Origin of the sequence: Pedobacter sp. MC2016-24 (assembly GCF_015223055.1) — a bacterium.
GTDB lineage: Bacteria > Bacteroidota > Bacteroidia > Sphingobacteriales > Sphingobacteriaceae > Pedobacter.
This window is the reverse complement of the sequence record NZ_JADFBX010000009.1, coordinates 26776-49467: the sequence shown is the minus strand read 5'-3', so window position 1 is coordinate 49467 and position 22692 is coordinate 26776. Positions and strand designations below refer to the sequence as shown.

22 protein-coding genes are annotated in these 22692 nt (G+C 42.5%); 13 read left to right on the top strand and 9 right to left on the bottom strand.

All coding sequences use genetic code 11. The features are described from left to right. Positions 1-6: 6 nt before the first annotated feature. The gene (locus tag IM797_RS19175) at positions 7-1443 is read right to left on the bottom strand and encodes an ATP-dependent RecD-like DNA helicase (protein ID WP_194128792.1); all 1437 of its coding nucleotides are present in this window, start codon (positions 1441-1443) and stop codon (positions 7-9) included. Positions 1444-1495: 52 nt separating this feature from the next. Between IM797_RS19175 and IM797_RS19170 the strand changes: the two genes are divergently transcribed. The 3 genes from IM797_RS19170 to coaD are packed head-to-tail and all read left to right on the top strand — an operon-like array spanning position 1496 to position 3328. Further along, positions 1496-2326, top strand: a complete 831-nt coding sequence (locus IM797_RS19170; RefSeq protein ID WP_194128791.1) for a DUF3822 family protein — start codon at positions 1496-1498, stop codon at positions 2324-2326. Further along, positions 2317-2856, top strand: coding sequence for an RsmD family RNA methyltransferase (locus tag IM797_RS19165; RefSeq protein WP_194128790.1), 540 nt, complete (start codon positions 2317-2319; stop codon positions 2854-2856). The genes IM797_RS19170 and IM797_RS19165 overlap by 10 nt, the downstream gene beginning before the upstream one ends. A gap of 10 nt (positions 2857-2866) precedes the next feature. After that, positions 2867-3328: a pantetheine-phosphate adenylyltransferase gene (gene coaD, locus IM797_RS19160; protein WP_194128789.1), complete on the top strand. Its 462-nt coding sequence runs from the start codon at positions 2867-2869 to the stop codon at positions 3326-3328. 9 nt (positions 3329-3337) lie between these two features. Here the strand turns inward: coaD and IM797_RS19155 are convergent, their stop codons facing one another. Together IM797_RS19155 and IM797_RS19150 are read right to left on the bottom strand one after the other, a co-directional pair. Then, positions 3338-3949 carry an NUDIX hydrolase gene (locus IM797_RS19155; RefSeq protein WP_194128788.1) on the bottom strand — a complete coding sequence of 204 codons (612 nt, stop codon included), beginning with the start codon at positions 3947-3949 and terminating at the stop codon, positions 3338-3340. A 39-nt stretch (positions 3950-3988) separates the two neighbouring features. Next, entirely contained in the window at positions 3989-5044 is a 1056-nt protein-coding gene (locus tag IM797_RS19150) for a polysaccharide deacetylase family protein (RefSeq protein WP_228098959.1), read from the bottom strand. A gap of 116 nt (positions 5045-5160) precedes the next feature. On the opposite strand from IM797_RS19150, the gene IM797_RS19145 reads away from it, so the two are divergent. Together IM797_RS19145 and IM797_RS19140 are read left to right on the top strand one after the other, a co-directional pair. Then, complete coding sequence (locus IM797_RS19145) at positions 5161-5487, top strand: DUF3592 domain-containing protein (protein WP_194128787.1); 327 nt, start codon at positions 5161-5163, stop codon at positions 5485-5487. A 48-nt stretch (positions 5488-5535) separates the two neighbouring features. Continuing rightward, positions 5536-7602 carry a M48 family metalloprotease gene (locus tag IM797_RS19140; protein ID WP_194128786.1) on the top strand — a complete coding sequence of 689 codons (2067 nt, stop codon included), beginning with the start codon at positions 5536-5538 and terminating at the stop codon, positions 7600-7602. 5 nt (positions 7603-7607) lie between these two features. Here IM797_RS19140 and IM797_RS19135 read toward each other — a convergent pair whose 3' ends face one another. Next, positions 7608-8288, bottom strand: a complete 681-nt coding sequence (locus tag IM797_RS19135) for an arylesterase (protein WP_194128785.1) — start codon at positions 8286-8288, stop codon at positions 7608-7610. Between the two features lie 103 nt (positions 8289-8391). Here IM797_RS19135 and IM797_RS19130 point away from each other — a divergent pair, with 103 nt between their 5' ends. The 4 genes from IM797_RS19130 to IM797_RS19115 all read left to right on the top strand — a co-directional run bounded on the left by IM797_RS19130 (position 8392) and on the right by IM797_RS19115 (position 12776). Then, positions 8392-9081 carry an ABC transporter ATP-binding protein gene (locus IM797_RS19130; protein WP_194128784.1) on the top strand — a complete coding sequence of 230 codons (690 nt, stop codon included), beginning with the start codon at positions 8392-8394 and terminating at the stop codon, positions 9079-9081. Next, on the top strand, positions 9071-11602 hold the full coding sequence (locus tag IM797_RS19125) for an ABC transporter permease (RefSeq protein ID WP_228098958.1): 2532 nt from the start codon (positions 9071-9073) through the stop codon (positions 11600-11602). The genes IM797_RS19130 and IM797_RS19125 overlap by 11 nt, the downstream gene beginning before the upstream one ends. A 106-nt stretch (positions 11603-11708) precedes the next feature. Continuing rightward, entirely contained in the window at positions 11709-12365 is a 657-nt protein-coding gene (gene pyrE / locus IM797_RS19120; protein WP_228098957.1) for an orotate phosphoribosyltransferase, read from the top strand. 12 nt (positions 12366-12377) lie between these two features. Then, the gene (locus IM797_RS19115; RefSeq protein ID WP_194128783.1) at positions 12378-12776 is read left to right on the top strand and encodes an SRPBCC family protein; all 399 of its coding nucleotides are present in this window, start codon (positions 12378-12380) and stop codon (positions 12774-12776) included. 83 nt (positions 12777-12859) lie between these two features. Here IM797_RS19115 and IM797_RS19110 read toward each other — a convergent pair whose 3' ends face one another. Continuing rightward, positions 12860-13384 carry a hypothetical protein gene (locus tag IM797_RS19110; RefSeq protein WP_194128782.1) on the bottom strand — a complete coding sequence of 175 codons (525 nt, stop codon included), beginning with the start codon at positions 13382-13384 and terminating at the stop codon, positions 12860-12862. Between the two features lie 117 nt (positions 13385-13501). Between IM797_RS19110 and IM797_RS19105 the strand changes: the two genes are divergently transcribed. Continuing rightward, a complete protein-coding gene (locus IM797_RS19105) occupies positions 13502-13837 on the top strand; it encodes a hypothetical protein (RefSeq protein ID WP_194128781.1) in 336 nt (111 codons plus the stop codon). A gap of 94 nt (positions 13838-13931) precedes the next feature. Then, entirely contained in the window at positions 13932-14513 is a 582-nt protein-coding gene (locus IM797_RS19100; RefSeq protein ID WP_194128780.1) for a YceI family protein, read from the top strand. A gap of 77 nt (positions 14514-14590) precedes the next feature. On the opposite strand, the gene IM797_RS19095 is transcribed toward IM797_RS19100, so the two are convergent. After that, on the bottom strand, positions 14591-15691 hold the full coding sequence (locus IM797_RS19095; protein WP_194128779.1) for an NADH:flavin oxidoreductase: 1101 nt from the start codon (positions 15689-15691) through the stop codon (positions 14591-14593). Between the two features lie 12 nt (positions 15692-15703). After that, a complete protein-coding gene (locus tag IM797_RS19090) occupies positions 15704-16006 on the bottom strand; it encodes a helix-turn-helix transcriptional regulator (RefSeq protein WP_194128778.1) in 303 nt (100 codons plus the stop codon). Between the two features lie 117 nt (positions 16007-16123). On the opposite strand from IM797_RS19090, the gene IM797_RS19085 reads away from it, so the two are divergent. Further along, entirely contained in the window at positions 16124-17989 is a 1866-nt protein-coding gene (locus IM797_RS19085; protein ID WP_194128777.1) for a heparinase II/III family protein, read from the top strand. Here the strand turns inward: IM797_RS19085 and IM797_RS19080 are convergent. Together IM797_RS19080 and IM797_RS19075 are read right to left on the bottom strand one after the other, a co-directional pair. After that, positions 17986-19203 (bottom strand): MFS transporter, encoded by a 1218-nt coding sequence (locus tag IM797_RS19080; RefSeq protein WP_194128776.1) that lies wholly within the window; start codon positions 19201-19203, stop codon positions 17986-17988. The genes IM797_RS19085 and IM797_RS19080 overlap by 4 nt on opposite strands. A gap of 15 nt (positions 19204-19218) precedes the next feature. Beyond that, complete coding sequence (locus IM797_RS19075) at positions 19219-19563, bottom strand: DUF1801 domain-containing protein (RefSeq protein ID WP_194128775.1); 345 nt, start codon at positions 19561-19563, stop codon at positions 19219-19221. Positions 19564-19961: 398 nt separating this feature from the next. Here IM797_RS19075 and clpB point away from each other — a divergent pair, with 398 nt between their 5' ends. Continuing rightward, on the top strand, positions 19962-22556 hold the full coding sequence (gene clpB / locus IM797_RS19070; protein ID WP_194128774.1) for an ATP-dependent chaperone ClpB: 2595 nt from the start codon (positions 19962-19964) through the stop codon (positions 22554-22556). Positions 22557-22692 lie beyond the last annotated feature (136 nt).

Sequence of the window (22692 nt, the reverse complement as noted above, 5' to 3'; positions counted from 1 at the left end):
TTTAAGTTAGAACTGATCTTCAGCCGGGGCCAAAAACAGATTTGGGGCAAAATTTACTAAAAATAATTCTCTTTTTGCCCTGGTTACCCCAGTATACAGCCACCGTAAAAAATCCATATCCACCATTTCGTCTGTTAAGTAACCCTGATCAACAAATACAGCATCCCATTGCCCGCCCTGTGCTTTATGGCAGGTTACAGCATAAGCAAACTTAATTTGCAACGCATTGTAATAGGGATCTTCTTTAATGGCATTATACCTTTCCCGCTTATTTTTAATGTGCTCGTAATCTATATTCAATTGTTCAAACAACAAATTAGCCTGCTCAAAGGGCAAATTGGGCGTCTCTGCAGTCAGGGTATCCAGCATCACTTTACAAGTCACATTACCCGCTTCCGGAAAATCCAGAAACTCCAGTTGTGTTTCGGCAAACCGGAAACCATAACGCTCTTCTGTATTCCGAACCCGAACAATCCGTGCCATATCCCCATTTGCAATAAATGCCGCAGATTCATTCTCGGGCAGCCAGAAATAATTATTCTTAACCACCATGATCTGGTCGCCACCCGTCAACTCTTCTTCACGATATAGCAAGCGCGCACGGATCTGCTGATTGTAAACATTGGCAGATTTATTGGACCGGCAAACCACCAGGGAGTTTTCAATTCCAAACTTTCCATAAGCATATTCCAAGCCCTCTACCAGTTTCAATCCGGTCATTCTAAAAATATCCTTGTAATTTTTAGTGATGAATTTTGGCAAATCCATTTTTTCATCAGGTGCCGTATCGTTGATCAGTTTTCGCAACATCGTCGCATTGGCCAAGATCCCCGATTTTTTCTCCTGCCGCACCACTTCCCTCAGTTCAACGGCTTTCATTTTCTTACCAAACTTCAAAGCCAGGTATCCCTGGTTTAAAGCCGGGCTGTCGATGCTTCCAACAGGAGGCAACTGTGCCGTATCCCCAACAAACAACAATCCGCAATTTTTATGATTGTACACAAACTCCATCAGATCCTTCAGAAAAGATGAACCGGTTCCTGTATTCCATTCATCGGCGATCATCGAAGCCTCATCTACGATAAACAGGGTATGTTCGGCTAAATTGGGGGCAAGCTCAAAAGACATGTCGACCGCCACAGCCGAGCGTTTTCTGTAAATTTTCTTATGAATGGTTAGCGCTTTACGACCCGTATAATTACTCATAACCTTCGCAGCCCTACCCGTAGGCGCCAGTAAAACTGCCCGAAGTTTAAATTTAGGCAAAGCCTTTACCAGTGCAGCTACCGAAGTCGTCTTACCAGTTCCCGCGTAACCCCGCAATATAAAACACTGATCATCCAGCTCATGCGATAAAAAAGAAGCCATCCGGTCACAAAAAACAAGCTGTTCCGCTGTCGGTGTGAATTCGTATGACTGTGCTATAATTGCTGCTTTATCCATTTAACAAATATGCGATGGTGATGTTATAGAAAAAAGGATTAATTTTGCTAATATGGATAATAAGAACAACATACTACTGGTTGATCCGGAATTTGATCCGAAAACGGCAGCAAATTGTACTTTGCTACTTAAGATTATGCCTGATAGTTTCTCGTATGCCATCATTGATAAAAGCAGCGAAAAGCTTCAGGCTGTATACGACCAGCAGGAATGTGATGACGTAGCCGATACCCTTGCAGAAAAGCTTAAACAAGATGTTTATTTAAGTTTGCCCTTTAAAGAGATTAAAGCCGCTGTATATACAGAAAATGCAATTGCCATCCCCAATGAACTGTTTGATCCTGCAGATCTGAACAAATACAACAATTTCTTTTCCACACCACAATCTGGAAATTTATACACCCAGCCCTTTGCCAGTTTTGGCTTTACCTCCATCTTTACCTTGCAGGAGTTTACCGAAACCACCCTGGTATCTGCTTTGGAAAACTGCAGGCTCTATGCCCAAAATGCAAGCATTTTAGGTCTGGCTAAAAACAAATTACACGCTGCCCTCATTCTTGATTTTACAGCAACGTCATTCAATGCAGCCTATATCAAAGATGGCCAACTCATTTTTCAAAACTTTTACCAGACAGACAATTCTGAAGAGTTTAACTACTACCTGTTACTGATTCTGAACCGACTGGCTATCAGACCAACAGAAACTACAGCATTTTTAAGCGGCATTATTCACGAAGGTGATCCCAATTATCAATGTATAGCCAAATACTTTGATCAAATTAACTTCAGTCTGCCTCCCCTGGAGCATACTGATCAAAAAATATTAGATGACATGCCTGCGCATTATTACAGCAGTCTGCTAGCCCTTGATGTATGCGAATAATAGGTGGAAAATTAAAAGGAATCCGGTTCAATGCTCCGGAAAGCTTACCGGTAAGACCAACAACTGACATGGCTAAAGAAGCCTTGTTTAATATACTTTACAATACCTACGATTTTGACAGTTGCTCAGTATTGGATCTCTTCTCCGGCACTGGAAGCGTCAGCATCGAGTTTGCATCCAGAGGAATCAAAGCCGTAACTTCGGTAGATAAGCATTCGGGATGTGTGTACTGGCTTAAATCAGTCATCAGTAAATACGATCTGAACGAAATCTCTGTGCAGAAAGCAGATGTGTTTAAGTTTTTGGAAGGACATCAGAAATCCTACCAGATCATTTTTGCCGATCCACCCTACGACCTGCCCACCATTCCACTAATCTCAGAACTGGTCTTTAAAAACAACCTGTTGACAGACAATGGCCTGCTTATCGTGGAACACCCTTCCTTATTGAAGCTGAAAGACAAGCCAGGCTATAAGGAAACCAGAAGATACGGAAACTCCTCATTCAGCTTTTTTGAAAAGCCTCAATAATTTCACCCATATGAAGATTGCACTCTTTCCAGGTTCGTTTGACCCGATTACCATTGCCCATGTTGACATTCTAAAACGTGCCCTGCCACTATTCGATAAGATTGTAGTTGGCATTGGGTTAAACAGCTCCAAACAAAACTTTCTCTCTGCCGAAAAGCGGGAAGAAATTGTGAAAGCAGTGTTTGCAACCCATGACAATATCGAGGTTCAGCTTTATGAGGGACTTACAGTTGATTTTTGTAAAAAGATCAATGCCCAGTATATGGTTAGGGGAATCCGCTCCGTTGGAGATTTTGAGTATGAACGTGCCATTGCCCAGATCAATCAGACCATGATGCCTGAAATGGAAACCATTTTCATCCTCAGTAAGCCAGAATATTCAGCAATCAGCTCTACCATTGTTCGCGATATTTTGCGAAACCATGGAGATGTGACTCCATTTCTTCCAAAAGAAGCGATCTCCTTCTTGTAAGCTAAAAGCTTAAACCAGTAACCTGGCAACCTCCAGCACATGCATAATGGATGGATAAGTGTTGACAACTACGGGCTCCAGTTCACTCTGGTCCAGCCAGCTGGCCTTGGTAATGCCTTCTTCTTTTTGTGGTACAAGCTTAGGTTCGCCCTTAACAGTCATGCTGTACCAATTCGTCTTTTTCAAAACCACCTTGCTACCTAAAGTATACACATGATAAGTCTTACAAAGCTTCTCATCATTGGTCAGAATTTTAACCCCGCATTCCTCTTCCACTTCTCTTTTGGCCGCCTCCTTCATCTTTTCGCCTTTCTCTACCTTCCCTTTAGGCAAATCCCATTTCTTATTCCTGTAAATGAACAGAAAATTATCCTTAGCACTTGAAACCAGGCCTCCGGCGGCTTTAATCAACACACAGCTTTTCTTAATCTTTTTGAATATTTCCTTTGGATAAGCACAACGGATCATGTATAAATCGGCAGTGTCCTTGCTCAGGTTTTTATAAAAGGTCTTAAAATCAAAACTTTCCAGATCCAACTGGTTAATTTTGCTTGCTACCTCTGGTATTGTATCCGAAATGAATAGTGTGTTATCGTTGATGTAAATTCTGTATGTTTTCATAAATGAGTGTTTAAAAGTATGAAAATTCTGAAATACAAATTACTTTGCCACAAACTTTTTTTCCAATACCGGTTTCAACCGTGCTTTCATTTTCAACGGTGCCGATATCGTATTGGGATCACCATCACTGATAAACCGGTTTCCACTTTGATCGAGTTGTTTCGTAAAAGCCGCTGGTCCGGTGGGTGTATCACCTGCCTGTACCCGCTGAATAGCAAGCGGATTAAAGTCTTTGTCATAGGGAGATACAGAAGTCACAGAACCTACCAAAAATACCGCATCATGTTTGTAATTGGTACCTTCAAAACTACCTTTTGATTCCAATATCCGATTTTTTGCATGCATACCCAGGGGCAAAGCCAGACTTTTCACCTCATAATCCGGGATAAATGCCTTAATTTCCTTTACAAACATAGCCAGGTGCTTCTGTACACCAGCATCGTCCAGTTTATGCAAGGGCACATGAAACCAACCATGGTTTCCAATTTCATAACCATGCGCAATCAGCCATGCCAGTTTTTGCTTTTGATATTCGGGTTGCGCAAACAACCTGAGTTTGGGTTTAATGGCTGGCAACACATAAAAAGAGGCTGTGATTGGGAAATCAGGATGTTGCTTTTTAAAGGCCTCCATGATGCCCAGGGCACAGTCCGGGTCTAATTCCAGTTTACCATTTTTTTCCAGGTAACGGAATTGTCCCGCACTGGAATCATCAAAGGTCATGGCAAATGGCGTCATACCCGCAGGCACATTCACCTGTCCAGCAGCCAGGTCTTTTACAGAAACCGGGTAATAGTTATGATCGTACAACATTTGCAGGTCTTTCCTGAAGTTTTCAGGTGTACGTCGCCAAACGTCTTCAGGATAACCAATCAGGTGATATTCCAGCACCATGATGCGCCCAAGTTCATTGGGTACAAAAGCTCCGGTCTTCCTGACCTGCGGAACAGGAGCAGTTCCCTCAGTCTGGACAGAACCAGGACTGGTCGTATTTTCTGTAGTATTTTTTGATCCGTTGGAATTGGAGCAGGACATTTGTGTCCACAATGCAGGTACAAAAATCAGTGGAAAGCAAATCTGTTTTAGGGTATTCATCGCGTAAATTATAAGGGTAGAGGGCAATTTTTTGCGCAAGATAAAGATCTTTACAGTTTTTGGCTCTACTATTGCTAAGTTTTTGATTTTATACACCCATTCATCCCTATTGTGATATGAAAACGCTAAAATCGACATTAATAATCTCTGCAATGGCACTGTTCATTGCCGCTTGTGGCTATAAAGACAACATGAAATGGCCAACTGCTACCGGTGTGATTACTGGAAAAGGTGATAACGGCCGGATTGGAAAAGGACATACCCCACATTGGGACGTAAAATTTAAAGCTCAGGACGGTAAAGAATACACTGGTGAATACCAGGCTGAAACGACTTTTACCACTACCGATATTGGTGACTCAGTAACCTTCCATTACGATCCGAAAAACCCGGTACATCTTATTGACGAGGATACTTATAAACAGATGCAATCTCAAAACTAATTTCTGAAGTATATTTTTTTCCTTAATTTGGATTAAAATTTATACTTCATGCAAACTAACGCACTCCAGATCTCAGACAATTTTAGAAGAATGGCCTTCAGGTCTGTATTTTCAATTGTACTGTTTGTTTTCACCTACCTGCTATTGATTACTTTAGGTATTGGTGTCATTTTACTTTGTGGTTTAATTGCCTATTTTTTAGTAGTATCCAAGGCTATGTTCATTACTTTGATGCTGGCCCTTGGATTTATTGGAATGGGTTTCCTCATTTTCTTCTTCCTGATTAAATTCATCTTCAGCAAGTCGAATAAGATAGACCGGAGTCACTTGTTGGAAATCACCGAAAAACAACAGCCGGAATTGTTTAAACTCATTCATGAAATCGTAAACGAAGTACAAACCAGTTTTCCTAAAAAGGTATACCTTTCCTCAGACGTCAATGCCTCGGTTTTTTACGACTCTAACTTTTGGAGCATGTTCTTTCCTGTTAAAAAGAACCTGCAAATCGGACTTGGCCTGATGAATTCCATCTCCGTTATTGAGTTGAAAGCCATTCTGGCACACGAATTTGGACATTTCTCGCAACGCAGCATGAAGGTTGGCAGTTACGTACACCAGGTCAATAAAGTCATTTATAACATGCTGTATGACAATGAAGGTTACAGCAATTTAATCGGCCGGTGGTCTGATGCCAGTTCTTACTTCATCTTATTCGCTAAAGGCTCCATCCTCGTCGTACAGGGAATCCAGTATGTTCTGGTCAAAGTACACGCGGTATTGAATCTCAATTACATGGCCTTATCCAGGGAAATGGAATTTCATGCTGATGCAGTAGCCGCAAGCGTTGCAGGATCGCAACCACTGGTGAATTCCCTGCTCCGCTTAGAACTGGCAGATCAGTCGCTCAATGTCGTATTCAATTATTACAGCAGTAAAATTGCCGAATCACAAAAGGCCAATAACTTTTATCCACAGCAGTATTTCGTATTGAATCAACTTGCATCGGCAGAAGAACTGCCAATACAGGATGGCCTGCCAACGCTTTCCGTAGAAAGCTACAAGAAATTCAACAAAACAAAACTGGTTTTGGATGATCAGTGGTCCTCACATCCAAGCACGGAACAACGTGTAGCCAAATTGAATGCCTTAAATCTGCCTTCAAAAGGAAATCACAAAGGCATTGCGATAGATCTACTCGCCGATAAAGAACTACTTCAAAATTTAATTACAGAACGTTTGTTTGAAGGCATAACCTATGAGACACAACCAAGTCTACTGGCTCCGGAAGATTTTATAACTGACTATAAGAAACAGGAAGCCGAAAGCTCCTATCCTCCGGTTTTCAAAGGCTTTTTTGACGAACGAAATCCCTATAAAAATTTTACAGCGGCTGATTTGGACAGTCCGGCACTGGACCAGACACTTCGGTTTGAAGAATTGATTAATGAGCAAAGCGCAGCTGAGCTCAATAGCCTAAAAACGGCAATAGCAGACAAGGAAACCATTGGTAAAATCCATCGTGGTGAAATACAAATCCAAAGCTTTGATTACGACGGAACCAAATACAGTGCAATGGATGCTTTACCGCTCATCGATTACTTAGCAACAGAGATTGAAAATCTGAACAAAGCGCTGGATCAAAGAGACGCAGACCTCTTCAAATTCTTTTTAACCCAGGCAGTACGACAAGGTGAATTGGCTGAATTTAAAAAGCACATACTCGCCTATCAACAAGGCACAATCCATTCACAGGCACAACAGGACGCCTGCGTCAATTTACTTGAAGCCACAGCTTTCATGCAAACCTCAACCCCTTTGGAACAGATCAGAACGCAAATGGTACAGGTAAAAAAAATGGAAGAACCTTTTAAAACTCAGGTTAGACTCATCATGGAAGATATCGGTTACCAGGAAGTCATTAGTACTGAAATGAGGACGAGGTTTGAAGAGTACCTGGACAAGAACTGGAGTTATTTTGGTCATGACACCTATTTCAATGCCGAAGTGGATGCCTTTTTTGCTGTGGTGACTGATTTCACACTCGTGGTATTCAAACACCATTTCAATTTAAAAAAGACTTTACTACAATTCCAGGCCGGGATCATCAGCAGTTAAAAACTTTACAACAAAGGTTTCAACTCACGCCATACATTGGCCGCCAGGATCTTCTGACCTTCAGCAGTGGGGTGAATACCATCTTTCTGGTTCAATTTCGGAATACCGCCTACCCCTTCCAACAGGAAGGGTATAAATACCATTTTGTTTTTGGCCGCCAGGTCACTAAACAGATTTTTGAAATCAGCGGTATATTTTTCACCCATACTTGGTGGCATTTGCATTCCGGTCATCACCAGTCTTGCCTTCGGATATTTTGCTTTTACCCGGTCGATGATGTCTTGCAGATTGCCCGCAGTCTGGCTCACAGATAAGCCTCTTAAACCATCATTGGCACCCAGCTCAAGTACAAAAATATCAACGGGTTGCTTCAGCAGCCAATCAATCCGCCCCTTGCCTCCGGCAGAAGTTTCACCACTTAAACCCGCATTAACAACCTGGTAAGGTAAATGCAGCGAATCTATTTTACTTTGAATCAAGGCCGGATAAGCATCATTTACATCATCCAGACCATAGCCTGCAGTCAAACTGGTACCAAAAAATAAAATGCGCCGGGCCTTTACTTTTGAAACAACAGTGCTGTCGCTTTCTGCCGCTACGGTTGTCGTGGTTTGATCTCCGCCATTACCACAGGAAATTAAAATGGTGAGCAGCATGGCTGCACTGGTCAACTGAATACGTAACATAGATGTAATTTAAATCTAAAATAGCAATTACTTATAGGTTTAACAGAAAAGCAATTGTTAAGTTTACATAATTGTGCATTTATCTACCCATAAGCCCGGTTCTATGTCAGCTGAAACTATTCTCGAAATCAACAACGTCAATAAAATATATCAAAGTGCCGGTAAGGAACTTCAGGTTTTGAACAACATCAATTTCAGTGTCAGCTCTGGTGCTACATTGGCCATCACCGGACCATCAGGAAGTGGCAAAACCACATTACTCGGTCTATGTGCCGGCCTGGACAGGGCCAGCTCGGGAAGCATTACACTCAATAACATCAAACTAGATGATTTAACCGAAGACCAGCGTGCCGCAGTACGTAACAATTCCATTGGTTTTATCTTCCAGAACTTCCAGCTCATGCCTACCCTTACTGCGCTGGAAAATGTCATGGTACCTATGGAATTGCGACGCGAAAAAAACATCCAGGGCCGTGCCCTGGAGTTGCTGGATAAAGTTGGCCTCAGTGCCCGTGCCCAGCATTATCCCATACAACTATCTGGCGGTGAACAACAGCGCGTTTCGCTGGCCCGTGCCTTCTCCAATCAGCCTGCCATCCTGTTTGCAGATGAGCCCACAGGTAATCTGGACGATGAAACCAGCGAAAAGATTGAAAAACTTATGTTCGACCTGAATAAAGAAGCTGGTACCACCCTGGTCATTGTAACACACGATCTGGAACTCGCTTCCCGCACAGGAAGAATCATCAAATTAAAAGGTGGCATCATTCAATCGGATGAACATGCAAAATAAAGAAACATCAGAAAGCCGTGCCATCGATCTCAAATGGGTGTTCAAAATGGCCTGGAGAGACAGCCGCAAAAACAGGTCACGACTGTTGCTGTTCATCGCGTCCATTGTTTTGGGGATTGCTGCACTCGTAGCGGTATATGCGTTTAGAGACAACCTGCAAAGAGACATCGATGATCAGGCCAAAACACTGGCCGGTGCAGATCTGATTCTCGAATCCCGGCAGCCGGCAAATCCGGAAACCGAAAAAATCATCGCCAATCTGGGCGATGAAAAAGCAGCAGAAAGAACTTTTGTCTCCATGCTGTATTTTTCTAAATCAGGAAACAGCAGGCTCGGACAGGTACGTGCACTGGAAGGCAACTACCCTTTCTATGGACCTATCGAAACCAGCCCCGCAGCGGCAGAAAAAAATTTCAGAAATGAACGACAGGCGCTGGTCGACCAAACCTTGATGTTGCAGTTCGGTGTCAAACCCGGCGACTCGATTCGGGTGGGTAATTTATCCTTCCAGATTGCAGGGGCATTGAAAAAAGCACCTGGTCAGACCGGAATTGTGTCGGCGGTCAATCCCGTTGTATATATCCCTATGAAATATCTGGAGCAAACCGGCCTTAGTAAAACCGGAAGCCGCATCCAGTATAAATACTATTTTAAATACAATCAGCCTGCTCAACTGGCCAAAGTATTGAAACAATTGGAACCGAAGCTGGAAAAAGAAGGTATGGAAGTTCAAACCGTTGCCTCCACCAAAGAAAACACCGGAAAATCTTTCAAAAATGTCAGCCGTTTCCTGGCCCTTTCCGGTTTCATTGCCTTATTATTGGGCTGTATAGGTGTTGGCAGCGCCATACAGGTGTATATCCGCGAAAAGCTGACATCCATTGCCACACTCCGCTGTCTTGGTGTAAAATCTTCGGAAGCCTTTTTGATTTACCTGATCCAGATTGCCGGAATCGGCCTCCTGGGCGCTGTAATCGGCGCCATATTGGGAACAGTCATTCAGTTCCTCCTGCCCTATCTGCTCAAAGACTTTATCCCGGTTGAATTGACCATGAACATTTCCTGGTATGCCATCGGACAGGGTATTGCCGTCGGACTGATCATTGCCGTACTTTTTGCAATGCCGTCATTACTGACAGTCAGACTGGTTTCGCCACTCAACGCCCTGCGTTTGTCCTTTGAAAAAACAACTGGAAAAAGAGATCCTTTAAAAGGATTGGTTTACCTGCTGATCTTTGGCTTTGTACTTGGATTTACCTACCTCCAAATGGAAAACTGGACCATGGCAGCTGTATTCACTTTAAGTGTAGTAGTTGCTTTTGTTTTACTTTTTGCATTGTCCAGGGGCATGATGGTGATCCTGCGCAAGGTATTGTCAGGCCCATTAAGTTACCTGTGGCGACAAGGATTTGCCAACCTCTACCGACCAAATAATCAAACGCTAATGCTCACTGTTTCGATAGGTTTGTCCACCGCCTTTATCGCCACGCTATTCTTTGTGCAAGGCATATTATTAAACCGGCTTTCCTTATCCTCCGGACCAAATCAGGCAAACATGGTCATGTTTGATATTCAAACCAGTCAAGCCAAAGCCCTGATCAACCTGGTTAAAACCTATAAACTGCCTGTCCTGAGCCAGGTACCTATTGTCACCGTCAGACTGGAAAAAATCAACGGCAAAAAGCCCGTATCAAACCGCTCTGCCTTCAATGGTGAACTGCGGGTAACCTTTCAGGAAAAACTGACCTCAGCAGAAACACTGGTCGAAGGTCAGTGGACAGGTATCGCAAAACCGGATGGTCCAATATATGTTTCTCTGGAAGAAGGCTATGCCAAACGCCTCAAAGTAAAAATTGGCGACCAGATTTTGTTCAATGTACAAGGTATGCCCATCAACACCATTGTAGGCAGCTTAAGGTCAGTAAACTGGGCGCAAATGCAAACAAATTTCAGGGTCGTATTTCCTAAAGGTGTTTTAGAAGAAGCGCCACAGTTCCAGGTGATCACTACGCACGTACCCAATCAGCAACGTTCGGCCGAAGTTCAGACTGCGGTAGTGAGTGCGTTCCCCAATATATCTGTCATAGATCTCGGCTTAGTACTATCCGTTCTGGATGAACTCTTCTCGAAAATAGGCTTCGTAATCCAGTTTATGGCCACTTTCAGTATGGCAACCGGATGGATTGTGCTCATCTCTGCCGTGCTGACCAGCAAAGGACAACGTTTAAAAGAGAGTGTCTTGTTACGTACCTTAGGTGCCAGCAGAAAACAGATTCTAAGTATTACTGCCATTGAATACCTGTTTTTGGGGAGCTTATCGGCAGCGACAGGGCTGCTCCTGGCCCTAAGCGGAAGCTGGGCACTGGCCGCATTTGTCTTTGACGCACCATTTACGCCGGCTCTCATACCGATCGCCTTACTTTTCGGATCTATAACTTCGCTGGTGGTGATCACAGGCGTTTGGAGCAGCCGCGGAATGTTAAGTCAGCCCCCACTGGCCGTGCTTAGAAAAGACCTGTAGTAAATGGATCATTTATCCCACTGGTATTCAATACCTTTTCACAACAAACCTAACATTGTTTTAGATAGTGCTAGTACAAATGTAAGTTTTTCAGTAATTTTGGAGCATGTATAATAAAAGTGATATTGAATTAAAGGTAGCTGAATTTTTATTACAAATAAAAGCCATAAAACTGCAACCAAATAACCCTTTCACATGGGCTTCTGGTTGGAAATCTCCAATCTATTGCGATAACAGGATTACACTTTCACATCCGTCTGTAAGAACTTATATCAGACAAAAGTTATCTCAATTGATTCAGGAAGAGTTTGGTTCAGTTGATCTGATTGCCGGTGTAGCAACTGCAGGAATCCCTCAGGGAGCGCTTGTTGCCCAGGAATTGGGTTTACCATTTGCATATGTTCGGTCAAAAGCCAAAGAACATGGTACCGGAAGTTTAATAGAAGGCGAAATTGTAGAAGGACAGCGCGTAGTGGTCATCGAAGACTTAATTTCTACAGGCAAGAGCAGCTTACAGGCCGTAGAAGCACTTAGAAATGCAGGATTATCAGTTGCCGGACTGGTTGCCATATTCACTTACGGATTTGATAAAGCGGATGAAAACTTCAAAGAAGCCAAATGCCGTTACGCAACCTTATCTAATTACAATACCCTGATTGAATATGCAGCTGAGCATAGTTTTATTGCTCAAAAGGATGTTGACTTGCTGAACAAATGGCGCAGAAACCCTGCTGAATGGGGTACTGAATTAGAAAAAATATAAATAACAATCCACATGACAGTTATTGAAAGTACTACGGAAGTCAATTTACCAGTAGCAACAGTATACGCATTTTTAGCCGACCTGAACAATCACCAGCAATTGATGCCTGAAAACATCTACAACTGGTCTTCTACAGAAGATGAGGCAAGTTTTACCATTCAGAACATGGCTAAATTGGCCATCAGAATCTCTGAACGCGTAGAAAACCAGCAGTTGATTGCAATACCAACGGAAAAAGCACCTTTTGATATTGAATTGAAATGGACGGTAGCAGACAATGGAAACGGCGGTACAACAGCCAGCCTGATCATTTCTGCAGATTTAAACATGATGATGAAAATGCTTGCTGCAGGACCATTACAGAAATTGGCCAACCACCAGACCGAAAAACTGTCGGAAGTATTGAATTAACTTCCATAAAAAATATGTAGAAGCCTGCAGATCATGATCTCGCAGGCTTTTTTATGCCCTCCCTTCCCGATCCAGAATTCAGCTCACTGAAACTGCAGGGTATATTCAAAATCAATCAAAGGCAATAAGGTATTTGTAGTGATATTTGATACGTTGTCACTCTCAATCGGATTTTCGTCATCACTAAAAAAGCCATTAGATAGGGTAATTTCCTCAGCCCGGATCGGGTAAACAGCCGCGCCACCTTTTGTGCTCAGCCAACCGATATAATCGGTAATGCTATGGTTCGGCCCCCCGCTGACGTAGGTACGACTGATATAGTAACTGATACCCGGCCAGGCATACACTGGTTCTGTCAATGCGAAGAACTGGATTACACCTGTATCTTCCGGTGTAACCTTACAAGTAGCCAAAGGCATTTTTACCCCGGTTTGCCATAAAGAAATCTGATAAGTGATTCCTGTTTTCCAGGTTCGGTACCCTACTTTTACAATTCTGATCGGTTTTTCACAATTGAAATTACAGGCATGGGTTTTCAGGTCCATAGCCAGCAGCGGTTTGTAGCCGGTCCAGCGAATGTTGGCTAAGGTGGTGATGAGCTTTTTCATGTTTTGGTCTTGGTTTACAGAGAGAGATCAAGCCACTATGAAAAATGTTACCCCTTAAAATTTAACATTATCAATACACCGAGTATATAAATGATGTAAATTGCGTGAAATTATTTTATGAATACAATCAAATCACTTCCGGAATACCAGGATTTCAAAGAATTTTATCAGAAAGAGGTAGTCCCTTACAAAGAAAAAAATCCAACCCATATCAGGCTAGACGGCAAAATATTAGGCTCATCCAGAAATACAGTGGCTTATTTTTGGTACCTGGGCAAAAAATGGAAAATAAATGCAGAAACGCAGATCGACAAGCTGAAGCTTGCCTTTGAACTGGCGCAAAATACAGATGAACCTTTCGTCATTAAAAATGCACGCGATCACAAAGGGCAGTACCTGGAAATTAAAGGACAACAAATCCGTGGTAAAAAATTCTATGTTTACAATGCTTAAAAAATAAAAGTTAAATTTTTCATTTCTTACCATACATCAATGCGGGTATGCTTTAAAATCCCGCTCTTTGTATTAAAAAAAACAACAAAATATTATGAAAAAATTAGTCTTGCTTGCAGTTGTTATCAGTACTGCCCTTTTCGCATTCAAACCATTTGCTGAATCAACCTGGACGGCAGATACGGCGCACTCTAAAATAGGCTTCGTAATCACCCACTTACTGATTACCGATGTTGAAGGATCATTCAAAAATTTTGAATCTAAAATCACAACTTCTAAAGATGATTTTTCTGATGCAGTGGTTGAATTGAGCGCTGATGTAAATTCAGTAAATACAGACAATGAAAAAAGAGATGAGCATTTAAAAGGGGCAGACTTTTTTGATGCTGCTAAATTCCCTAAATTGACTTTCAAAAGTACTTCAGTTAAAAAAGTAGCTGCTAATAAATTCAAAGTGAGCGGTAACCTGACTTTCCATGGTGTAACTAAACCAATTGTTTTAGATGCAACTTTAAGAGGTGTAACCACTAACCCAATGTCTAAAAAAGCTACCGCAGGTTTCAAAGTTAGCGGAACAATCAAAAGATCTGATTTCGGTTTCGGTACCAAATACCCAGCTGCGATGTTAAGTGAAGAAGTTACTTTAAATGCAAACACAGAATTTGTGAAAAACTAATCAAGCAAATAGCCGTTCAAAGGCATAAAAAAAGCTGATCATCTCTGATGATCAGCTTTTTTTATGCCTTAATGAAATTACACCAGTTTCATCAAAGCTTCCTTAGAAAAACCTTTCAACTCTGCTGTACGTCCCTCATGTATTTTATGTGCCCATTGTGGATCTGCCAACAAAGGTCGGCCAACACCTACCAGGTCAAAATCTCCACGGTCCATTCTGCGCATCAGTTCCTCTAATGAACTGGGCTCAGAACTTTCCCCTCTGAATGCGGCCAAAAACTCACCTGAAAGCCCAACAGAGCCTACAGTAATGGTCGCTTTACCAGTAATCTTTTTAGCCCAGCCCGCAAAATTCAGGTCAGAACCATCAAATTCTGCGTCCCAGAAACGACGTTGAGAACAGTGAAAAATATCCACACCCGCATCTGCCAAAGGCTGTAACCAGCTTTCCATTTCCTGAGGTGTTTTCGCCAATTGAAAAGTATAGTCCTGAGGTTTCCATTGCGATAAACGGATGATCACCGCAAAATCTTCCCCAACCTGTCTGCGCACCTCTTTCACCACTTCTACCGCAAAACGACTACGCGCTGCCAGGCTTTGTCCGCCATATCCATCTGTCCGGTTATTCGTTCCTTCCCAGAAAAACTGGTCGATCAGATAACCATGTGCACCATGAATCTCCACACAATCAAAACCAAGTCGTTTGGCATCAGCAGCAGCCCTTCCATAAGCCAGCACAGCTTCCTGAATATCTTTTTCTGTCATGGCTTTACCATTAGAAAAACCTGGCTTATTTAAATCCGAAGGACCTTCAAAAGGTTCAGCAGGCAGCCATCCCGAATGGTGATTTTCCATCACCCCCATATGCCAGATCTGCGGGCCCATACTTCCGCCAGCATGGTGTACGCTGTTGATCACCTCTTTCCAACCAGCCAAAGCCTTTTCACCATAAAAATGAGGAATGTTCGGATCATTGGAAGATGCAACGCGTTCAATAACGGTCCCTTCCGACAAGATCAATCCCACTTCAGCAGCTGCTCTTTTAGTATAATATGCAGCAACATCAGCTGTTGGAATGCCATCAGGCGAAAATGACCGGGTCATTGGCGCCATCACGATTCTGTTCTTTATGTTCAATGATTTCAGACTAAAAGGCCTGAATAAATTGTTTGTATTCATATATTTCTAAATCTATATTGCTGTTTTAATAAAATCAGAAAGCGCCTCAAAAGCAACAGGATTCCTCCGGTAATAAGTCCACTGCCCAACTCGGGTCGACTCCAGTAAACCCGCTTTCTGCAGCATAGACAAATAATCCGACACGGTAGACTGCGTTAAACCGGCCTTTTGCTGTATCTGCCCAACGCATACCCCAATGGTCTCAAAATCGGCATGGTCCTGCTTCGCAAAATGATTTTCAGGTTCTTTAAGCCACTGCAAAATCTGCAAACGGGTCTTATTGGAAAGTGCTTTGAATATTTCTAACTGATCCATAAAGCAAAGGTATATCGACTTTTCCCGATATACCTATAAATCTAAAATAGATGACATTAGTCTGATAAGCTTAAATATTTGTAGTTTTAGAAACCAAATTTATAGAAACCAGAAAATATGAAAGTTGCGGCTAAATTTTTCTTCACCTGCTCCCTGATGCTCATTACCCTGATCAGCAATGCACAGCAAAAACTCACCGGACAAGTAAACATTCCGGATCACCCCCGGCTATTGTTGTTAAAAGGAGAAGAAGAAAAAATCAGGCAGACTTTAAAAAACGATCCGCTCTGGGAAAAAGTACACCAGGGCATACTGACTAAATGTGATGCTTTTTTAACCCTTCCCCCTGTAGAGCACGTCAAAATTGGGCGCCGCTTACTGGATAAATCGAGAACCTGCCTGGAAAGGGTTTTCTATTTGTCTTATGCCTGGAGAATGACCCATGAGGAAAAATACCTGAAACGAGCTGAAAAAGAACTCCTTGCCGTATCGGCTTTCAGCGATTGGAATCCTTCACACTTTTTAGATGTGGCAGAAATGACCATGGCTGTTGCCATTGGGTACGACTGGCTCTACAACGACCTCTCCAAAAATTCTCGTGAAAGCATCAAAACAGCGATCATTCAAAAAGGGCTTACTCCTTCTATGGAATCCAATTCAACTACATTTTGGCTAAAGGCAGCCCACAACTGGAACCAGGTTTGTAATGCCGGCTTGTCTTTCGGTGCCATAGCCGTATATGAAGATCAGGCTGATTTCTCTAACACCATCATCAACCGGGCGGTAAGCACTGTTAATTTACCGATGCAGGTTTATGAACCAGACGGCGCCTACCCTGAGGGATATGGCTATTGGGCTTATGGCACTACATTTAATGTCATGCTGATCAGCGCCTTTCAAAAAGCCTTCGGAACAGACTTTGGTTTGGCCGATAAGCCTGGATTTTTAAAAACGGCAGGTTTCCTCTTAAATATGACCGGTCCTACCGGCCAACCCTTCAACTTTTTCGATTCTGGAACCAAAGGAGAACTTAATCCGGCTATGTTCTGGTTTGCATCAAAATTAAACGATCCCTCGTTACTATTCAATGAACAAAATTACCTGAAACAACCGGCCAGGACATTTACAGACGACCGCCTGCTTCCAGCCATGCTGATCTGGAGCAGTGGGATTTCCCTGAATAAAATAACTGCACCAAAGACCAACATGTTTGTAGGTAAAGGCATCAACCCGATCGCACTCATGCGCAGCTCCTGGACAGATCCAAATGCCATTTTTGTAGGCATGAAAGGCGGCTCTCCAGGTATCAATCACGGTCACATGGATGTAGGCTCTTTTGTTATGGAGGCCGACCACATTCGCTGGGCAAGTGATTTTGGCATGCAAGCTTACGAATCACTAGAGTCTAAAGGCATTGATTTATGGAATATGAAACAAAACTCGCAACGTTGGCAAGTGTTGCGCTACAACAACATGTACCACAATACACTGACCATAAACAAGGAGTTGCAACGGGTAGACGGTTCTGCACCAATTGTCAGTTACTCCAATGATCCGATGCATATGAATGCCGTTGTAAACATCAGTTCCGTTTATAAAGGACAAGTCAACAAAGCAATCCGCAGCATCGCGATTGTCAAAAAGGCTTATGTGACAGTACACGATGAACTGCAAACAAATGCCAGTGAAACACTGGTTCGCTGGTCTATGCTAACCACTGCCGATGTCAAAATCATCAGTAAAAATGAAGCTGAACTGAGCAGCAAGGGCAAAAAATTAATATTGAGGGTGCAGGAGCCGGCTAACATTTCCATCAAAACCTGGTCTACCCAGCCAAGTACTGACTACGATTCCCCAAACCCTGGAACTGTCATGGTTGGCTTTGAAACCACTCTACCGGCCAATTCAAGTCATACCCTTCATGTCTTGCTCATCCCTCAGGGTTCTTTGAATAAAACAACACCAAAGAGCAAGACCCCTTAACTGGATAACTTCATCCGGTTCATGACGAAATAAAAGCCGGTTGCGGTTAAAAACAAAGCCGCAACGGTACCCCACCAAAGCATGTCAAAACCATAAGCGGCTGCAATTCGGGTACCCAAAAAAGGAGAAAAGATATGTGCAAAGGAGAATGACAAAGCATTGATGCCCATATATACGCCCCTTTTCTTGACAGAAGAACGCTGTAAAGTAATGGTGGCCATAAAAGGCATAGCCAGGATTTCAGCAATACACAACACAAATATAGAAACATACAGTACCCATATCCCATGTGCCAGGTTTAAAATGAGAAAAGACAGCCCACAAAGCACAGCACCCCAGACAATAATGGTTCGGGAGGTAAACCGTTTTTCAGCGATATGCACCAGGAGCATTTCCAATCCAAAAACCACCAGTCCGCTAAAAGCCAGAATAATCCCGATTTTGGCTTCAGTTAACTGATAAACCTCACGATAATACATCGGCAAAGTGCTCAAAAGCTGTAAAAAGCAAATGGCAAAAACACAACAGAACAAACTGAACACCATAAACGGACCGTCTTTGTAGGGCGATCGGTCGGCATTGGCCTCTGCAGGTAAATCAGCCTCTGCCTTTTTCACCTGCTCATGTCCCTTGCGATTTCTGAAGTAAAGGAAAAACAGCACCGCCGAGAAAAATGCACCAATGGCATTACCATAAAATAAAAAAGTATAGGATATCGCTGCCAGAAAACCACCTAAAGCCGGGCCAATGGAAAACCCAAGGTTCATCGCCATGCGGTTCAATGAAAAGGATCGGATGATGTTATCCGGCTTAGAATAAAAAGCAATCGAAACTGAATTGGCAGGCCGGAAAGTTTCTGAAATGATACTCAACATAAATACACCTATAGCCAGTGTAGGCACCCGATCAAGTTCCGGCAATAAGAAAAACATAGGCACCGTTAAAATCAAACTAACCAGCTGGACCTTAAAATGCCCAACCTTATCGGTCAGCCAGCCTCCAAGAAAAGATCCGGAAACTGCACCAATACCGAAACAGCTCAATACAGTCCCTGCATCTTCCAATGAAAAATGAAGGTGGTTGATCATATATACGCCTAAAAAAGGAATCACCATAGCCCCACTCCTGTTGATCAACATCACCAGGGCCAGCATCCATGCTGGGGTCGATAAGCCTTTATAGGCATCTAAATATAATCTGAAAAACTCTTTCATCTGTAATCCTCTCGCTCAGTGCAGCGCAATTGCTGCTTTTATTAAATGGTTGATAACACCTACCGGTAAATCCTGTAATGGATCTAACAATAGGATTTTCATTCTTGCCCTTTTTTCCTGAATCAATTCCGGATGATCAAGGCCGTACCCATCTGCAAAACCAATATAAGGCTGCTTAAAGGTTTTATGAACCCATAAGTAACACAGCATTTTTCCCTGGTAATAGAAAAAAGGCATTTTATACTTCCATTCTGCGGTGATCTTTTGATCCTGTGACTGGATCAGCGCGCTTAGCGCAAGCAGACATCCCCTGATGGGCTCCTCTTTTTGCAGATAAAATTCTTCAAGTGGAGTTGGCATTAAAATTAGGTAAACCGCAAAGGACGGAAAATTTATTTATTTTCCTGCCCAATCCTCTAGATTTTATAAAACAAAAGGCCAAATGAGACAAGTCCAATTTTGTACAAACTGAGATTATATTTTATTAAAGTCCATGTTAAGTCCATGTCAAGTCCATATCATGTCCATGTTTTACCGAAAAAACATGGATATGATATAAATTTATCACTTATTTAAAATAGAGTTTGATATAAGCTCATATCGGTACCAACAAATTTTGATCCTTGGACGGAACTGTTATTTGTGCAGCATAAACAACACAAAACAGCCATTTAGTCAGCTAACATTACATTAAACAGACAAAATTTCCGTTTTTAAACACGAAATTAATGTGGCATTTACTTTGTTTAAACAGAGATATGAACTTCAACAACTTCACTATAAAAGCCCAGGAAGCGATTCAACAGGCTTCTGAAATAGCTCAAGGCAATCAGCAACAAGCTATTGAAACAGCACATATCCTAAAAGGTCTGCTGACTGTTGATGAAAATGTAGTTTCTTATGTTTTAAAGAAACTGAATGTGAATATAAATGTGCTCAACCAGCAATTGGACACGCAAATCGAAAAGTTTCCTAAAGTGAGCGGCAGTAGCCCTTATTTAACTTCAGGCAGCAATTCAGCTTTGCAAAAAGCACAATCCTATTTAAAAGAATTTAAGGACGAATTTGTATCTGTAGAACACCTGCTACTTGGCTTGTTGTCTGTAAATGACCACACGGCTAAACTTTTAAAAGATCAGGGTGTAACAGAAAAAGACCTAAAAAAAGCAATTGTGGCTTTGAGGGGCGACAATCATGTAACCGATCAGAACGCCGAGGCAACCTATAATGCCCTGAATAAATATGCACGCAACTTAAATGAATATGCCGAATCCGGAAAACTTGACCCGGTAATTGGCCGCGACGATGAAATCAGACGGGTAATCCAGATTTTATCACGGAGGACCAAGAATAATCCCATCCTGATTGGAGAACCAGGTGTAGGAAAAACTGCGATTGCTGAAGGTATTGCACATCGAATTATTAAAGGAGATGTCCCTACCAATTTGAAAACCAAGACTGTTTACTCATTAGATATGGGGGCACTGATTGCGGGAGCTAAATACAAAGGCGAGTTTGAAGAACGGTTAAAAGCTGTAGTTAAAGAGGTAACGCAAAGTGACGGGGATATCATTCTCTTTATTGACGAAATCCATACCCTTGTAGGAGCGGGAGGCGGTGAAGGCGCCATGGATGCAGCAAACATCCTGAAACCGGCACTTGCCCGTGGAGAATTGCGCGCCATTGGTGCAACTACACTGGACGAGTATCAGAAATATCTGGAAAAAGACAAAGCTTTAGAACGCCGTTTCCAAAAAGTAATGGTAGATGAACCAGATACCCAGGACGCAATCTCTATTTTAAGAGGATTAAAGGAACGTTATGAAACTCACCATAAGGTACGTATTAAAGACGAGGCGATCATTGCAGCTGTTGAATTGTCGCAACGCTATATTGCCGACCGGTTTTTACCAGATAAAGCCATTGATTTGATGGATGAAGCGGCCTCTAAATTGCGCTTAGAGATGGACAGCGTTCCTGAAAAGGTAGACGAACTGAACCGTAAAATCATGCAACTGGAGATTGAACGTGAGGCGATCAAACGTGAAAACGACAGTAAAAAAGTGAAATCATTGGGCGAAGAAATTGCCAACATGTCGGCCGAAAGGGATGAGATCAAAGCAAAATGGCAAGGTGAAAAGGATTTGGTAGACAGCATCAACAATGAACTGGAGCAGATTGAGAATTATAAACTCGAAGCTGATCAGGCCGAACGTGCCGGTGATTACGGCAAGGTGGCAGAAATCCGCTATGGAAAGATTAAAGAATCTCAGGATAAAGTAGAACTGCTCAAAACCCAATTGGAAGGTCTGCAAAGTGAAAGCAGGATGCTGAAGGAAGAGGTTACTGCTGATGATATTGCAGGTGTGGTAGGCAGATGGACGGGTATCCCGGTAACCAAACTGGTGGCCAGTGAAAGGGAAAAATTATTGAACCTGGAAGATGAGCTCCACAAACGTGTTGCCGGACAGGATGAGGCCATTGAAGCCATTTCTGACGCCATCCGCCGTTCTAGAGCAGGTTTACAGGACAAACGCAAACCCATTGGTTCCTTCATATTTTTAGGGACTACCGGTGTAGGTAAAACCGAACTTGCCAAGGCACTTGCCGAATTCCTGTTCAATGACGAAAATGCGATGACCAGGATAGACATGAGTGAATATCAGGAACGTCATGCCGTTTCCCGTTTAATTGGAGCGCCTCCAGGATACGTAGGATATGATGAAGGCGGACAGCTGACTGAAGCAGTAAGGAGAAGACCCTATTCAGTGGTATTGCTGGATGAGATTGAAAAAGCCCATCCGGATGTTTTTAACATTTTACTGCAGGTATTGGACGATGGTCGTCTGACAGATAACAAAGGTCGTGTGGTGAACTTCAAAAACACCATCATCATCATGACTTCGAACATTGGTTCGCACCTGATTCAGGATAATTTTAAATCGCTGAGCGACGAAAACCGAGATGAGGTGATTGCAAAAACCAAGAACGAGTTGTTTGAATTGTTGAAACAAACGATCAGACCCGAGTTTTTGAACCGTATTGACGAACTGATCATGTTTACACCTTTAAACCGAAGCGAGTTGAGAAACATTGTGAGCTTACAGTTTAAACATGTACAGGAAACGCTTGCCGAAATGGGTATTGAAATTGAGGCTACAGATGAAGCTTTAGATTGGTTGTCAGAACTGGGATATGATCCTCAGTTTGGTGCAAGACCTCTAAAACGTGTAATTCAGAAAAGTATTTTGAATGAGCTTTCAAAAGAGATCCTGGCTGGAAAAATAGATAAAGACAGCAAAATTAAACTGGACATGTTCGACCACAATTTTGTGTTCCTGAACAACAAGTAAAGGTCATGACTTGATGAAGTTTTTTACGATGTTCGTCCTCCTGAATTAAATTCAGGAGGACGAATGTTTTATGATATATCTGCATTTTGTTTAGACTTTTGTCATATCTCATAAATAAAACAGGTTACGAAGAACA